We start from the raw sequence: 14,796 nt of genomic DNA on the forward strand, positions 1-14,796 counted from the left end.
TGCAGCCATGGCCGACATCGCAGCATCGCTCGGGGAACCCTGGATCGCAGGCGTGCTGCTGCTGGCGACACGCATCGCCGCGCTGCTGCTCCTCACGCCGGTGTTGTACGCGATTCCGGTACCGACGGTGGCCCGGCTGCTGATCACGCTCGGCCTTGCTTGCGTCATTGCACTGCCGTTCGCGCAGCAGATGACCGCGGTGCCCACGAACGTGGGTGATCTTGTGCGCGCCGCCTTGCAGGAAGCCGCGATCGGGGCCACGCTGGGGCTGGGGGTTCTGATGGCGTTCGCCGGCTTCGCACTGGCAGGCAGGCTGGCGGACATCCAGATCGGCTTTGGCGTGGCGCAGGTGTTCGATCCCCTCACGCGCACGCAACTGCCCATCCTCTCCTCCGCGATCGGCTTGTTCGCTGTGGTGTTCTTCTTCGCGGTGAACGGCCATCACGCGCTGCTGCGTGGCATCGCTTTCAGCGTCGAGCGCATGCCCATCGGTGGCGGGTGGTCCGCAGCCGCTGCGGCGGAGCCATTGACGCGACAGGCTGCCGTGCTGTTCGGCCTGGGTTTCGCGCTCGCCGCACCCGTCGTCCTGAGCTTGCTGCTGCTCGAGTTCGCACTGGGAGTGGTCTCCCGCAACTTGCCGCAACTGAACATGCTGGTCCTGGGAATCCCGGTGAAGATCATCGGCGGGCTGCTTGCCCTGAGCGTCTGGGCGGCCGCCCTGGGTGCGCCCGCGGGACGGCTGTATGCAGGCATCTTCCAGGCCTGGAGTGCATGGCTGTCCACCGGAGGGACACGCTGATGTCCGAGCAGGACCTGGACCGCAACGAAGCAGCGACCCCGTTCAAGCTGGAGAAAGCGCGGGACCGGGGGCAAACGGCACGCAGCACCGAAGTGGTGGCCGCCGCCGTGTTGACCGTGGCCGTCATCTATCTCTGCTGGCATGGCGTCGCCGCGATGCGCGAACTGGTCGGCCTGTGCCGCAGCCTGTTCGTCGCCATCGCGCAGGCAGATGCGGCGCAGCGTGCGCCCTGGCAGCTGGTCTCGCAGATGGTGAGCGGGGGCATCGCCTTCCTCCTGCCCCTGTTCATCCTCGTGATGGCTGCCGCCATCGCCGCCACCGTCGGACAGACCGGCGTGGTCCTGTCGATGGAGCCGCTTGCGATCGACATGAGCCGCATCCACCCCGCGACCGGCTTCAAGCGGATCTTCTCGATGCGCAGCCTGTTCGAGCTGGCGCGTGCGTGCATCAAGATGCTGGTGCTGGGACTGACCGCATGGTTCGCCTTGCGAGCCCTGTTGCCGCAATTTCACCGCATCCAGGGATTGGAACCGGGACCTTTCCTCCAGTTGCTGGTGGAAGACGCCGGCGCCCTCGGCACCAAGCTGGTCATCGCGCTGGCCGTGCTGGCCCTCATCGACCTGGCCTACACGCGCGCGGAGTTCGGCCGCCGCATGCGGATGAGCCGCCGCGAGTTGAAGGAGGAGCACAAGAACCGCGAGGGCGATCCGCGCATTCGCAGCCGACTGCGGGAGTTGCGGCGGGAGATGCTCAAGCGCAGCATGGCGCTGAGCAACACGCGAACGGCCGACGTGGTGCTCACCAATCCCACCCACTACGCGGTGGCGCTTCGCTACGTGCATGGAGAGATGGATGCCCCCCGTGTCGTCGCCAAGGGAGCGGGACAGCTCGCAGCCGTCATGCGCGAGATCGCGGCGCGCCACCGCGTGGTGGTGGTCCAGAACCCGCCGCTGGCGCGCCGGCTGTTTCACGAAGCGGCGTTGCAGGAGTCGCTGCCGGGATACTTTCACGTGGAGGTGGCGCGGATCATCGTGTGGGTGTTTGCGATGCGCGAGCGGCGGCAGGCAGGGGTGGTTGCATGAACAAGATGCAACTGTTGCTGGGAAAGCATTCCGACGTGGTGCTGGTGCTCGCCGTGCTGGGCGTGCTGGTGGTGCTCTTCGTCCCCATTCCCAAACCCTTGCTGGACTTTCTCGTCCTGGCCAATTTCAGCTTTGCATTCCTGATTTTGCTCCTGACATTTTTCATGACGCGGCCCGTCGAGTTCTCGACGTTTCCCTCGCTGCTTCTCGTGGCGACCCTGTTCCGGCTTTCCTTGAACGTGGCCGCAACGCGTCTGATCCTGTCGGAAGGCGATGCAGGACGCGTGATCGGTGCGATCGGCTCGTATGTGGTTGCCGGAAATTATGTCGTGGGCCTGATCGTTTTCTTGATCCTGATCGTCGTTCAGTACGTGGTGGTCACGAACGGGGCCCAGAGAGTGTCAGAGGTGGCCGCGCGCTTTACTCTGGACAGCATGCCCGGCCAGCAAATGAGCATCGATGCGGACCTGAACATGGGGTTCATTGACCAGGCGGAGGCGCAGCGCCGGCGCAAGAACCTGGAAAAAGAGGCGGGATTTTACGGCGCGATGGACGGCGCTAGCAAGTTTGTGAAGGGTGACGCCATCGCCGGGATCCTGATCCTGTTGATCAACATCATCGGCGGTTTGGTGATCGGTGTTTTGCAGCACAAGATGCCTTGGGCGCAGGCCCTGCAAACCTACACGCTGCTCACCATAGGGGACGGCATCGTGACCCAGGTCCCGGCGTTGATCATCGCCGTGGGCACCGGCATCATCGTGACCCGGTCCGCGTCAGATGGAAACTTGAGCCAGGAAGCGCTGCGCCAGGTGACGGCCTTCCCGAAGACGTTGGTGCTGGTGGTTGCAGCGCTGGGCGGCTTGCTCTGCCTGCCGGGCATCCCGGCGTTGCCGACGTTGCTGCTCATGGGCGCAGCAGCACTGGCCGCGTATGTGGCCCACCGGATTCACCGGAGCGCGGGCAGCACCGACACCCCGCCTGCCGCAACGACGGCATCCCCAGAAAGTGATGTGCTCGCTCCGGTGGACCCGGTGGAAGTGCACGTCGGCAGTCCTTGGCCGGGCTTGGCCGCCGGAGTGGAAAGCGCTTTCCAGGATCGCATCGCGGCCTTGCGCAAGCAGCATGCGCAGGAATTCGGACTCGTCTTGCCCGCGATCCGGTTCCGCGGGACGAGCAGGCTGGCGGCCGACGCGTATGAGATCCACGTGGACGGAGCCTTGGCCGCGCGTGGCGAAGCACGGGACGGATACTTGCTCGCCATTCACCCTCGCGGCGACGTTCGTTCCGTTGCGGGGGAGCCCACGCGCGATCCCACTTACGGACTGCCTGCACTCTGGATCGCTCCCGAGCACCGCGAGCAGGCGCTCCAGGCGAACTACACTCTCGTCGACGCCGAGACGGTGTTCATGACGCACCTTACCGAGGTGCTGCGGCGGGAGTCACCGCGACTGCTCACGCGGCAAGAGACGGACAAGGTGCTGGCCCGCCTGCGGCAGTCGCAGCCGGCTCTGGTCGAGGAATTGATTCCGGTGCTGCTGTCGGTGGGCGATGTGCAGAAGGTGCTGCAGAACCTTCTGCGCGAAAAGGTTTCGATCCGGCATGTGGAGGCCATCCTGGAGACGCTGGCCGACGCGGCTCGCATCACGAAAGACACCGCGCAGCTCACCGAAGCCGTGCGCCAGCGTCTGGGCCATGCGATCTGCCAGAGCCTTGCCGGCGGCTCCCCGACGCTGCACGTGCTGACCTTGGACCCGACCATCGAGAGCCGCTTACTGCAGAACCTGGAGGCTGCCCGACGCGACGGTACGAGCGGTGGATTCGTGATCGAGCCGAAGCTGCTCGAGAGATTCCTGCTGCAGCTCATGCAGCACGCGGAAAAGATGATGAAGAGCAATCTCCTGCCGGTCTTGCTGTGCGCACCTGAACTGCGCCGTCACCTGCGCACGCTGTCCGAGCGGGGGTTGCCCCACTTGAGGGTGCTGTCCATGGCGGAAATTCCGCAGGTGATCGAACTGAAGTCGTTTGCGACTGTCGGTGTCGCGGGGGCATCCGCATGAACGAAATCCTCTCCCTCGTCCTGGGCAGCATGCAGTCGGACGTATCGCGCCTGGAACGCATCGGCATGAACATCACGAATGCGAGCACCACGGGCTACAAGCGGGAGATCGTGGCCGCCATGCCGTTCGCCGCGCGCATGGGTGCTGCAGCCGCGGTGGGCGCCGTCGGCACAGCCGAACCCGCGCCACTCTCCGTGCATTTCGACCCGCGCCCCGGCACCTTGAAAGCCACGGGGCAATCGCTCGATCTCGCCGTGGGCGGCCCCGGATGGTTCGAGGTCGCCTCCGACCAGGGTGCCACATACACCCGCCAAGGAAACTTTCGCGTCGATGCGCGTGGGCGCCTGGTCACACAGCAGGGGCACCCCGTGATGGGAACCGCGGGGGAGATCCAGATGCCGGCCGGGCAGGCGGTGATCGACGCCTCCGGTCGCATCTTCGACCCTGCAGCACCGGCGGGCGCGGGCCGCGCGCAAGCCGTGGCGCAGCTCAAGGTGGTCCAGTTCGAGGGAGGCGCCCCCATGGATCGCGCGGGCGACGGCCGCTTCCGCATCGGGGGCGATGCGGCCGCCGTCCCCGAAAGCTTGCTCCAGGTGCAACAAGGTTTCCTGGAGAACTCCAATGTGTCCCACATGCACGAAATGGTGCGCCTGATGGAGACGATGCGCCACATGGAGACGATGCAGAAGGTGGCGATCGGATACGACGACATGCTGGCCACCAGCATTCGCAAACTCGGGGAGGGATCGTGATGCAGTCCATTCAGGATCTGGACAGGGAGGCGCGCCATGTTTGATGCCCTGTACATCGGCGCCACCGGCATGCAGGCGCAGCAGGCCAACGTGGACGCGATCGCGAACAATCTCGCCAACGTCAATACGCCGGCTTTCAAGAAGAACCGCGTCAGCTTTTCTGAGCTCGTGGTGACAGGTGCAGCCGCCGGACAGCAAGGCGCGCCCCTGGAGGACACGGCTGCCCTCACTGCCATTGGCGCCGGCGTCCAGCTGTCCTCGAGCGCCAAGGTGTTCGATGCGGGAGACCTGAAGAAGACCGATTCGCCGATGGATTTCGCGATCGTCGGCGATGGCTTCCTGGAGCTCACGCTGCCGGACGGCAGCCGGGCTTTCACTCGCGCCGGCACGCTGAAGGTCAATGCCGACGGCCAGCTGGCGACGCTTGCCGGCGTCCCGCTGAAGCCGTCCGTTTCCGTCCCCGGCAACGCAGAGGCGCTGATCGTTTCGTCCACCGGGCGGGTCCAGGCACGCGTGCCCAACCAGGCGAATCCCGTGGACGTGGGCCAGATCGAGCTGGTTCGCTTCACGAACGCCCAGGGACTGCTGTCGGTTGGTGGAAATGTATACCGCTCGACCGAGGCGTCCGGCGAGCCGATCGCGGGCAGGGCGGGCGAAGACGGCATGGGCAGCATCGTGCAAGGCATGCTGGAGGGCTCCAACGTGCGCTTGGTCGACGAAATGGTGGGCTTGATGGTGGCACAGCGCGCCTATGAAGCCAGCGTGAAAGTGGTCCAGGCCGCTGACGAGATGCTCGGGCTGATCAACGGGTTGCGGCGATGATCAGGCCCTTGCTCCTGCTGGTGGTGCTTGCTGCTGCCCCTGCCGCGGCGGAAGCTCTTCGCGCCGACCTGGAGCTGTTGCCGCAGGCACGGGTGTCCGATGGCCAGGTGATGCTGGGAGATATCGTCCGACTGCACTCCGGCGACCTCTCGCTGGTTCGCAGGCTCGTCAACCTGCAGGTCGGCCAGGCACCCCAGCCAGGCGAGTCGGCCCTCGTGCACAGGGAGACGCTCGCGGACTGGGTACGCCGCTCCACGGGTCTTGCCGCAGAGACCTTGCGCTGGGGAGGCGCCGACGCAGCAAGGGTCATCCGGACGTCACGCCAACTGAGAGGGGATGAGATCGCACACGCCGCGATGGAGAGTGTCCGGCGTGGGATGTCTGCATCCGGACAACACGCGGAACTGCGGGTGCGTACTCCCGTGCGCGACGTGGAGATGCCGGACGGGGCCGTGCGATTGATGCCCCGACCCGTTGATTCGGGTGAATTGCTGCGCAATCGCGTGCTCGTGTGGGTGGATGTGTGGGTCAACGACCGCTTCATCCGCAGCTACCCTGTCACGGTGGAGATCGCCGGCGTCCCCGCGCGCCGGGAACAGGCCGCGCCGGTCGCCAGCGGTCGCGCAGCGACAGGACAGGATGAGCCGCCCGTGGATGCGTCCGCGGTGTCGCGTGGCGAGTGGGCAGCGTTGCGGACGACCTCCGGCGCGGTGTCACTGGAGAGCCGCGTGGAAGTCCTGCAGGATGGCCGGGTGGGCCAGCGGGTTCGTGTTCGCACATCGAGCAATGCGAGCGGGATCCTGTTCGCGAAAGTGGTCGGTCGCGGCCAACTGGAGTTGGCGCCATGAAGGCGCTCCTCTTCCTGCTGGCCTGCCTGCTTGGCGCCGTTCTGCAAGGAGCTGCTGCACAAAGCCTGTTTCGCGAAGACGCCTGGCGCGGCCTGACCGCGGACAACAAAGCCTTCCGTGCGGGCGACGTGCTCACCGTCCAGGTCTACGAGAACACGAGCGCCAGCGCAAGCGCGGACACCGGAACGCGACGAACCAATCGGCTCCACGCCGAAGCGCTCTATGGCAGCCGCAGTTCGCAACTCGCCCTGGGCGTGGGCAGCGAGTTCGATGGCGGCGGCGCCACGCAAAGGGCAAGCCGCCTGCTTACGACGTTGACGGTCGTGGTGCAGGAGGTCTTGCCGGGAGGCCAGTTGCGCATTGCCGGGACCCAGGACCTGACCGTCAACGACGAGTCGCAGAAGGTCCGGCTCGAAGGCGTCGTCCGGCCGGTGGACATCACCGACGGCAACGTGGTGCAGTCCACGCGCATCGCGGATGCCCGGATCACCTACGTTGGCGCAGGCGACGTCACCGATCGCAGCAGGCGGGCGTGGTGGCGCCAGTTGCTGGACATCGTGGGGTTCTGACATGGTTGCCGTGCGCCACCTGCTGATCGCTTTGCTGTCCTTTTCCCTGGCTTGGCCCTGTACCGGCAGGGAGGCTCCCATGCGCGTGAAGGAATTGGGCAAGGTGCAAGGGTGGCGGGACAACATCCTGGTCGGCACCGGAATCGTCACGGGGCTCGCCGGAACGGGCGACTCGGCGGCGAACCGGGCCACCCGGCAGGCGCTGTCGAACGTGCTGTCCCAGTTCAGCCTGAGCGTGCCGCCCGAGCAGGTGAACAGCCGCAACGTGGCGGTGGTCATGGTCAGTGCCGCCCTGCCGGCATTCGCACGCGAAGGAGACACGCTCGACGTCACCGTCGCTTCCAGCGGCGACGCGCGCAGCCTGCTGGGTGGGAACCTGTTGCTGACTGCGTTGCGGGCACCGAACGGCAAGGTCTACGCGCTGGCACAAGGGGCGCTTTCCATCGGGGGCCACCGCTATGACGCGAATGGCAACGTGGTGCAAAAGAACCACCCCACTGCAGGGGCGATCCCGAACGGCGCAACGGTCGAAGTCGGCATGGGGGGCGTCCAGGTCGCGCCCTCGCAGGTGACGTTCGTGCTCAACGAGCCGGACTACACCACCGCCACGCGCATCGTTGCGGCCATCCATGCGCAAGTGGCGCCCGGTATCGCCCGCGCGCGGGACGCGTCCGGCATCGATATCGAGGTTCCCGCGGAGTTGCGCCAGGAGACGGTCGCGTTCCTCTCGCGGCTTGAAAACGTCTCGGTCCAGCCGGACCGTCGCGCGCGCGTCGTGATCAACGAACGAACGGGGACGGTGGTGACAGGGGGCGACGTGCGCATCTCGCGTGTCGCGGTGTCCCACGGGGACCTGAAGATCTCGATCGCCAGCCAGAACAGTGCCTCGCAACCTGCTTACCTCGGCGTCGCCGGGAGGGGCGTCAACACCGCCATCGTCACCAACACGCAGGTCGAAGTGGAGGAGACGACGGGCGTTGCCTATCTGGCAGCAGCCGGAACGGTGTCCGACCTCGTGCAGTCCCTGGCCCGCATGAAGACCAGCACGCGGGACATCATTTCCATTCTCCGTGCCATCAAGGCGGCCGGGGCCCTGCATGGCGAGCTGGTGGTCCAGTGACAGGAGCAAGGTCCATGGCATGGAACATCGAGGCAATCACGACGGCGGCGCTGTCGTCCGCGCTGACCGCCGGAGCCTCGCGCCAGGCAGCGGTTGCGTCCAACATCGCGAATGCCGGCACCGAAGGGTACGTCCCCTTGCGCCTGGGCTTCGACGCAACACTCGAGGAGGCCAGGGGGACGCTGCTGGAACGCGGGTCGCTCGAGCCATCCCAGATTTCCGCCTTGCGGGGCCGGCTGGAGCCGCTGCTGGACGCTGCCGGCGTCGCAACCCGCGTCCAGCTGGATGCGGAGATGGCGGAACTGGCCAGTAACTCCGTGCACTTCCAGGCCTTGCTCCAGGGCCTGTCGCGGCACCTCTCGATCCTGGCACTTGCCGCAGCCGACGGGAGGAAATAGGCATGGACTACCTTCAGGCGTTTGCCATCAGTGCATCGGGCATGCATGTGGAGCGCACGCGCGTGGACGTCTCGGCCGTGAATCTCGCGAACGCGAACACGGTGCGGGCACCTGGGGCCAGCGGATTCCAGCCGATGCGCGTCGTGGCACGCCTCACGCATTTCGGCGCCCTGGTGTCGGATGGCCTGGCCTCGGGGGCCATGCCGGCGGTGACGGTGGAGCCTTTGCTGACGGCGCCACGGATGGTCCATGAACCCGGTCACCCGCATGCGGACGCGAAGGGCTTCGTTGCGTACGCGCCGGTCGATCCGGCGACGGAGATGGTCACCCTGATGGGCGCAATGCGGTCCTACGAGGCCAACGTTGCCGCCATGAACACCACCCGTTCGCTGGCCCTCAAGACGCTGGAGATCGGGCGCGGATCATGAACATCGAAGCATTGCAAGGCGTCGGCGCCCACGACGAGGTGGGCCCTCTCTCCGTCGGTCGGCCATCCGCTGCCGAGGTCTCCGCCGGACCGAGCTTCTCCGCGCGCGTCAGCGGGGGCCTGCAGGAACTGAACGGCCAATTGCTGGCAGTGCAGGGAGATCTGCAGCGCCTGGCCGTGGGCGAAGTGGCCAACCTGCACGAGGTGATGGTGCGCCTGGAGGAAAGCCGCATCGCGCTGCAGTTCGCCTTGCAAGTCCGCAATCGCGTCCTGGAGGCGTACCAGGATGTCATGCGCATGCAGATCTAGGAGCCGCCGATGAAAGCGTGGTGGATGACGTTGAACCTGCAAGCCAGGCGGATCCTGCTGGCGGGATTCCTGGCCGCAGTGGTGAGCCTCGCGGCCGCGGCCTGGTGGACGTTGCGAGTGGACTACGCCGTGCTGTTCTCGGATTTGCGCCCGCAGGACGCAGCCGTGATGGCGGCAGAGCTGGACAAGTTGAAGGCCACTTATGTGCTTGCGGATGCAGGGGCCACGGTGATGGTGGACCGCGCCGAGGTGCATACGCTGCGCATGAAGCTGATGGGGCGCGATCTTCCCTTGCATGGTACGGTCGGCCTGGAGCTGTTCAACAACACGGATTTCGGCGTGACCGATTTCGCGCAGAAGATCAATTACCAACGCGCGCTCCAGGGTGAGTTGACACGCACGATCCTGTCCTTTCCCGAGATCCGCGATGCCCGGGTTCACCTGGCGCTGCCTGAACAAGGACTGTTCAAGCAGAACGCCGCGCGTCCGAAGGCTGCGCTCACGCTCACCGTGCGTGCCGGCCAGGCGCTGCGGGGCGAACAGGTGAGCGGGATCCAGCGCCTGGTCGCGGCGGCCGTCCCTGGGCTGATCGCCGGCGAAGTGACCATCGTCGACCAGCACGGCGTTGCATTGAGCCGATCTTCGGATGCCGAGTCGGACGCCGGCGGCAGCGCAAGGCTGGAGTGGAAGCGCGAAACCGAGAACTATCTTTCCCGCAAGGCAACTGCAGTGCTCGACCAGGCGTTCGGGCCTGGGCAGGCTCTTGCCAGCGTCGACGTCACGCTCAACATGGACCACGTGCGGGTGACAACCGAGGACGTGGTTCCCGCTTCCGACCCGAGGGCAGGTGGCGTTCCCGCGGGCGTGCTGGTCCGCGAGCGCGAGTCGGCGCGCGACAACGGCACGCCGGACGCGCGCGCCACCGACGCCCGCGCTGGGCGTGGCAACAGCATGCAGCGCGACGTGGAATACCAGGCCGGGCGCAGGACCGAGCACGTCGTCAGCCAGGCGGGAGCGATCCGCCGCATCCACGTCGTCGCACTGGTACGCCAGCCGCTCGGGGAGCAGCAGCGAGCGGAGGTTCACAAGCTGGTGGCCGCCGCCGTCGGTGCATCGGTCGAACGCGGCGACACCGTCGTCGTGCAGGCCGTTGCTGCCGTGAGCGTGGCGCAGCAACCGGCCCCACCCGGCTTCGTGGCGGAAGCGCCTTCTGCGACAGGGGCTCCGGCGACCTTCCCGGCCTGGATGCCAGGGCTGCTGGCCTTCGCCGGACTTGCGGCCGCCGCGCTTGCCTGGCGCCAACGGTCTTCGGCCCGCACCAGGGTGCGACAGCTCACGGAGCGCGAGCGCCGCGCCACATTGGCGCAGGTGCAGTCGTGGATGCTCGAATCCTCGCCGGCCCTCGCCGACGGAGTGCAGCCGGAAGCTGGGGCAGGGCGATGAACGTGACGACGCACCCACTAGCGCAACGCCGCGCGGCATTGGCCGTCCATGCGATGTCCCCTGTCGATCGGGACTGGCTGCTGAGCGAGCTACCCTCCGCCCATCGCAGCCTGTTGCAGCCGTTGCTCGCCGAGCTGGAAGCCATCGGCATTCCCCCAGACCCCGCCTTGCTGCGGGACGCAACACTGCCGCAGCCGCCAGTCGCCGCGGCCGCAGCCGATTCCGCGCAGGAGAGCGCGTTGTCGGCGGGCTCCGCTCGTTCGCTGGCGCGGTGGCTCCGTTTGCAGCCGCCGCAGGTGTCGGCGAGGTTGATCGCAGCCCGCCCGGACTGGCGCGCGCCACTGCTGCGCACGTTGCCGCGAGGCGATCGGAGTTCGCTGGAGACCCTGGCGGCCAGCCTCTCGCGGGCGCCGGAGCTCGAAAGACTGGTCATCGCTGAAGCCCGGCGCCAGCTCGTTGTCGATGCCGCGTCCTCGCCGTGGGACCTGCTGCGCCGATGGACATGGCGGATCTTCCGCCGGGAGAACGGCTGATGGACGACGCCGTGTTCCGCGGGATGCCGGTCGATGCGGTGCCGCTGCGGCTGCGCCGCGCGCCCGTCGTCGCTGACCATGGCGATGCAGGCGCGAGGGCGGAGCAGACGTTGCGGGATGCAGCGAGCGCCGGCTTCGCCGAAGGTGTGCGGCAGGGTCGGGCGGAAGGCTTGGCCAGTGGCCATGAGGAGGGTTTGCGGATCGGCCAGGAAGAAGCGCAGCGGCAAGCGGGTGAGGCGGCCACGCGCGCCGTGACCAGCGCAACTGCGGCACTGGTGGAGGAGAGAGCCAGGCTGCTGGCCCTTGCGCGGTCATGGGACGGAATGTGGGCGCAGGCGTCCTCGCTGGTGGAAGACGACCTCATCGCCCTGTGCTACCAGGCCATCTGCCGGATCGTCGGCGAGGTGGCGTTCCATCCCGAAAGCGTGCGCGCAGCACTTGTCCAGGCGATGGCCGCGGCGGGTGACGCGCCGCGACTGCTGCTGCGCGTGCATCCTGCCGATGCGGCACTGCTGGATCGGGCAGGAGTCGCCGGCGCACCTGGCCAGTCCATTGCCTGGCGCGGCGATCCCGAGGTCGCACTGGGCGGCAGCATCCTCGAATCCGGCTCGGGAGGACTGGATGCGAGGTTGGAAACCCTGCTGGCGGGGTGCAAGGCAGCCCTGCTGATGGCCCGTGAGGCGCGCGCGGAGCAAGCCAGCGCCGGTGCGGGAGGAACGCCGTGAACGCCATGACGGACCACTACCAATCTTTCCTGCGCAAAAGCGAGTTCGGACAACGCATCGGCTGGGTACGCCGGATGCAGGGACTGGCCATCGAAGCAGAGGGGCCCCGGTCGGAGCTCGGTGAGATGTGCCACGTGTTCGCCCGCGATGACGGCAACATCGCGCCCTTGCGTGCGGAGGTGGTGGGCGTCGAGGGGACCCGGGTGCTCCTGATGCCGTACGAGCCGCTGCGAGGCATGGGCGCCGGTGCGCGGGTGGTCGCGCTCGGCCGCAAGGCGGAAGTGCGCGTCGGTCCTCAACTCCTCGGCCGAGTCATCGACGGGTTCGGCGACCCGCTCGACGGGCTGCCGCCGCCCGCGCCCCCGGGACGGTGCACCCTCTACCCCGCTGCGGCAAGTCCGATGCAGCGCCCGCGCATCGCGCGGATTCTTGAGACCGGCATTCGCGCCATCGACGGCCTGCTTACGCTCGGCGCCGGGCAGCGGGTCGGCATCTTCGCCGGCAGCGGCGTCGGCAAGAGCAGCCTGCTCGGGGCCATCGCGCGGCAAGCCCAGGCGGACATCAACGTCGTCGCAATGATCGGCGAGCGGGGACGGGAGGTCCGGGAGTTCGTCGAAGACCAGCTCGGCCCCGAAGGACTCGCGCGTTCCGTGGTGCTCGTTGCGACCTCGGAGCAGCCGGCGCTTTGCCGCATCCGTGCAGCCCACGCCGCAGTGGCGATTTCCCGCTACTTCGCGGAAAGAGGCCAGTCGGTGTTGCTGACGATGGACTCCATCACCCGCCTGGCAATGGCGCGGCGCGAGGTCGGATTGGCGGCGGGCGAGCCTGCGACGGCGAGAGGCTATACACCATCGGTGTTCGCGGAGCTGCCGCAGATCTGCGAGCGATGCGGCACCTCGCCTTCCGGGGGTTCGGTGACTGCGTTGTTCACGGTCCTGGTGGAGGGTGACGACCTCAATGAGCCGATCGCCGACAACCTGCGCGCCATCCTCGACGGGCACGTGGTGCTATCTCGCGACCTGGCGCAGCAAGGCCACTATCCCGCCATCGATGTCCTGCGCAGTGCCAGCCGCGTCATGTCAGACCTGGTCGACGCACCGCAGCGGGCGCTGGCCGTGCAAGCCTTGCGCCACCTCTCCGTGCTTGATCGCAATCGGCAACTGGTGGAACTCGGCGCCTATGTGAAGGGGAGCAATCCAGAACTGGATGCCGCACTGGCGCTGGAGTCCGCGCTGTCCAAATGGCTGCGGCAGGATGCCGGGGGCACGCCGCGCGACGAGGCCATGCGGCAGCTCTCGCAGCTGCTCAAGCCGGGGAGGACGTCATGAATGCACGCATGCCGCGCGGGGTCGATATTCGATTGTTCCGGTCCTGCCTCGCACCGCTGCAGAAGATGCTGGATGCGCAGCTGCAAGCCGCCAGGAGTTCGCTCGGGGCGAGGAAGATCGAGGCCGTCGCGTTGGCAGAAGAGGTGCTTGCGCTGCAGGAGCGCGAGGCGGTTGCTGCCGCCGCGGCTGCCGCGGCCCTGTCAGGCACGCTCGATGCGCGCACGCACCGCCACGCACTGTTTCATCTCATGCATCTTGCGCAGCAACGCAGCGTCCGCGAGACGTCGGCGCGAATGGCCGAGCGCAAGGTGAGCGATGCGTTGAACGAATGTGTCGAGCGGGATCGCAAGCTGGCCGTCGTACAGCGCCTGCAGGACCAGGAGCTGCGCGCCCACGTTGCGCTGGCCGCCAGGCGGCAGAGCCGGGAGGCCGACCTCGATTGGCTTGCGCGCACGCAGGGCAGGAGCAAGGGATGAATCCATTCTTCCTTGCGGTCGGTATGGAAGGAGGACCTGCCCGCCAGGCGCTGGCCCACAACGGCTTGGCGTCGCATGCGCAGGAGTGGAACCGCGAGTGGCGCCGCGCGCAGGCCTGTGCCTGGTTGCATGCCACGCCCTGGCCGGGACTTTCCCAGGAGCACGCGGGCGGTTGGCCTGGAGGAACTGTCGACGCTCGCGGCATGGACGTGGTCCCTGCTGCTTCCTTCGCGGTGATGCACCCTTGCGTTGCGCTGGTCGCCCGGCAGTCGTCAGCGGTGGAGCGCACCGGTGTGATTCCCGTTGCTTCGCTCACACCAGCGGCCCAGAGCTTTTCCATCACGCCGAACGAGCCGTCCGGTATCCATTCCCCGCAACCCGCGGTCGCAAGTGGTTGCAGGCTCGCAGCCAGTCTCGCACCAACCGAGCAGGAAACGCCGCATCGCACGCCGGCGGTTCCCCGCGAGTCGCCGCTGGAGAGTGACACGCTGCGGCTGCACGTTGAATGCGCCGACGACGGCCTGCACGTCTGGATCGGCGCGGATGGCGACGCGGCTGCCGTGTCCGCACGCGCCGCGGCGATCCTTGCGGAGCTGCGTCGTTCAGAGCACGCCAACCTGGCGCCATTGGCCGTGGTGGTCTGCAACGGGCGAACCCTGTATGCGACCGGCTCGCGAGCGTCCTCACCCCTGGAGACATCACGATGAACATCGGCCCCGTCCCGCCCGCAGCCGCCACGCCGGGCTCCAATGCGTCGCTGGGCCTGCAGGATTTCATGAAGATCCTGCTGACCCAGCTGACCTACCAGGATCCCCTGAAGCTCATGGACAACCAGGCTTTCATGGCGCAGATGGCGCAGTTCACGTCGCTCGAACAATCGCAGCGCTTGAACGACAAGGTGCAGCAGCTCATCGAGAACCAGGCTGCGCTGCAGTCCGTGGGACTGGTCGGGCGCACGGTCGACGTGGCGACGGCGTCGGGCCAGAGCGCGGGCGTCGTCACGGCGCTGTTGCTGCAAGGCGATGCGCCGTTGCTCTCTGTCCGGCTGCCCGACGGCAGCGTCCTGCAGGACATCGCCCTGAACCAGATCCTCTCAGTCCGCTAACCC

Annotated in this window: 18 protein-coding genes; all 18 read left to right on the forward strand. The window is 67.2% G+C overall.

Features of this window, described 5'->3' with window-relative positions; all coding sequences use genetic code 11:
- Nucleotides 1-7: 7 nt before the first annotated feature.
- The 18 genes from WG902_RS06300 to WG902_RS06385 all read left to right on the forward strand — a co-directional run bounded on the left by WG902_RS06300 (nt 8) and on the right by WG902_RS06385 (nt 14,793).
- Entirely contained in the window at nt 8-799 is a 792-nt protein-coding gene (locus WG902_RS06300) for a flagellar biosynthetic protein FliR (protein ID WP_340059097.1), read from the forward strand.
- Nucleotides 799-1,881, forward strand: a complete 1,083-nt coding sequence (locus tag WG902_RS06305) for an EscU/YscU/HrcU family type III secretion system export apparatus switch protein (RefSeq protein WP_340059098.1) — start codon at nt 799-801, stop codon at nt 1,879-1,881. Before WG902_RS06300 ends, WG902_RS06305 begins: the two co-directional genes overlap by 1 nt.
- Nucleotides 1,878-3,938, forward strand: coding sequence for a flagellar biosynthesis protein FlhA (locus WG902_RS06310; protein WP_340059099.1), 2,061 nt, complete (start codon nt 1,878-1,880; stop codon nt 3,936-3,938). The genes WG902_RS06305 and WG902_RS06310 overlap by 4 nt, the downstream gene beginning before the upstream one ends.
- The gene (locus WG902_RS06315; RefSeq protein WP_340059100.1) at nt 3,935-4,690 is read left to right on the forward strand and encodes a flagellar hook-basal body protein; all 756 of its coding nucleotides are present in this window, start codon (nt 3,935-3,937) and stop codon (nt 4,688-4,690) included. Before WG902_RS06310 ends, WG902_RS06315 begins: the two co-directional genes overlap by 4 nt.
- Before the next feature lie 36 nt (nt 4,691-4,726).
- A complete protein-coding gene (gene flgG, locus WG902_RS06320; RefSeq protein ID WP_340059101.1) occupies nt 4,727-5,512 on the forward strand; it encodes a flagellar basal-body rod protein FlgG in 786 nt (261 codons plus the stop codon).
- 8 nt (nt 5,513-5,520) lie between these two features.
- Nucleotides 5,521-6,360 (forward strand): hypothetical protein, encoded by an 840-nt coding sequence (locus tag WG902_RS06325; protein ID WP_340059102.1) that lies wholly within the window; start codon nt 5,521-5,523, stop codon nt 6,358-6,360.
- Nucleotides 6,357-6,929: a flagellar basal body L-ring protein FlgH gene (locus WG902_RS06330; protein WP_340059103.1), complete on the forward strand. Its 573-nt coding sequence runs from the start codon at nt 6,357-6,359 to the stop codon at nt 6,927-6,929. Before WG902_RS06325 ends, WG902_RS06330 begins: the two co-directional genes overlap by 4 nt.
- A gap of 79 nt (nt 6,930-7,008) precedes the next feature.
- Nucleotides 7,009-8,049, forward strand: a complete 1,041-nt coding sequence (locus tag WG902_RS06335; protein ID WP_340059104.1) for a flagellar basal body P-ring protein FlgI — start codon at nt 7,009-7,011, stop codon at nt 8,047-8,049.
- 14 nt (nt 8,050-8,063) lie between these two features.
- The gene (locus tag WG902_RS06340) at nt 8,064-8,447 is read left to right on the forward strand and encodes a flagellar basal body rod protein FlgB (RefSeq protein WP_340059105.1); all 384 of its coding nucleotides are present in this window, start codon (nt 8,064-8,066) and stop codon (nt 8,445-8,447) included.
- 2 nt (nt 8,448-8,449) lie between these two features.
- The gene (gene flgC, locus WG902_RS06345) at nt 8,450-8,875 is read left to right on the forward strand and encodes a flagellar basal body rod protein FlgC (protein WP_340059106.1); all 426 of its coding nucleotides are present in this window, start codon (nt 8,450-8,452) and stop codon (nt 8,873-8,875) included.
- Complete coding sequence (gene fliE / locus WG902_RS06350) at nt 8,872-9,183, forward strand: flagellar hook-basal body complex protein FliE (RefSeq protein WP_340059107.1); 312 nt, start codon at nt 8,872-8,874, stop codon at nt 9,181-9,183. Before flgC ends, fliE begins: the two co-directional genes overlap by 4 nt.
- Nucleotides 9,184-9,192: 9 nt before the next feature.
- Complete coding sequence (gene fliF / locus WG902_RS06355; RefSeq protein ID WP_340059108.1) at nt 9,193-10,626, forward strand: flagellar basal-body MS-ring/collar protein FliF; 1,434 nt, start codon at nt 9,193-9,195, stop codon at nt 10,624-10,626.
- Entirely contained in the window at nt 10,623-11,159 is a 537-nt protein-coding gene (locus WG902_RS06360; RefSeq protein WP_340059109.1) for a hypothetical protein, read from the forward strand. The genes fliF and WG902_RS06360 overlap by 4 nt, the downstream gene beginning before the upstream one ends.
- Nucleotides 11,159-11,884, forward strand: coding sequence for a FliH/SctL family protein (locus WG902_RS06365; protein ID WP_340059110.1), 726 nt, complete (start codon nt 11,159-11,161; stop codon nt 11,882-11,884). Before WG902_RS06360 ends, WG902_RS06365 begins: the two co-directional genes overlap by 1 nt.
- Nucleotides 11,885-11,889: 5 nt before the next feature.
- The gene (locus tag WG902_RS06370; RefSeq protein WP_340059451.1) at nt 11,890-13,212 is read left to right on the forward strand and encodes a FliI/YscN family ATPase; all 1,323 of its coding nucleotides are present in this window, start codon (nt 11,890-11,892) and stop codon (nt 13,210-13,212) included.
- Entirely contained in the window at nt 13,209-13,688 is a 480-nt protein-coding gene (locus tag WG902_RS06375) for a hypothetical protein (RefSeq protein WP_340059111.1), read from the forward strand. Before WG902_RS06370 ends, WG902_RS06375 begins: the two co-directional genes overlap by 4 nt.
- Nucleotides 13,685-14,395, forward strand: coding sequence for a hypothetical protein (locus WG902_RS06380; protein WP_340059112.1), 711 nt, complete (start codon nt 13,685-13,687; stop codon nt 14,393-14,395). Before WG902_RS06375 ends, WG902_RS06380 begins: the two co-directional genes overlap by 4 nt.
- Complete coding sequence (locus tag WG902_RS06385) at nt 14,392-14,793, forward strand: flagellar hook assembly protein FlgD (RefSeq protein ID WP_340059113.1); 402 nt, start codon at nt 14,392-14,394, stop codon at nt 14,791-14,793. The genes WG902_RS06380 and WG902_RS06385 overlap by 4 nt, the downstream gene beginning before the upstream one ends.
- Nucleotides 14,794-14,796 lie beyond the last annotated feature (3 nt).

The sequence above is a fragment of the Ramlibacter sp. PS3R-8 genome, from assembly GCF_037572435.1.
Classification (GTDB): Bacteria; Pseudomonadota; Gammaproteobacteria; order Burkholderiales; family Burkholderiaceae_C; genus Ramlibacter.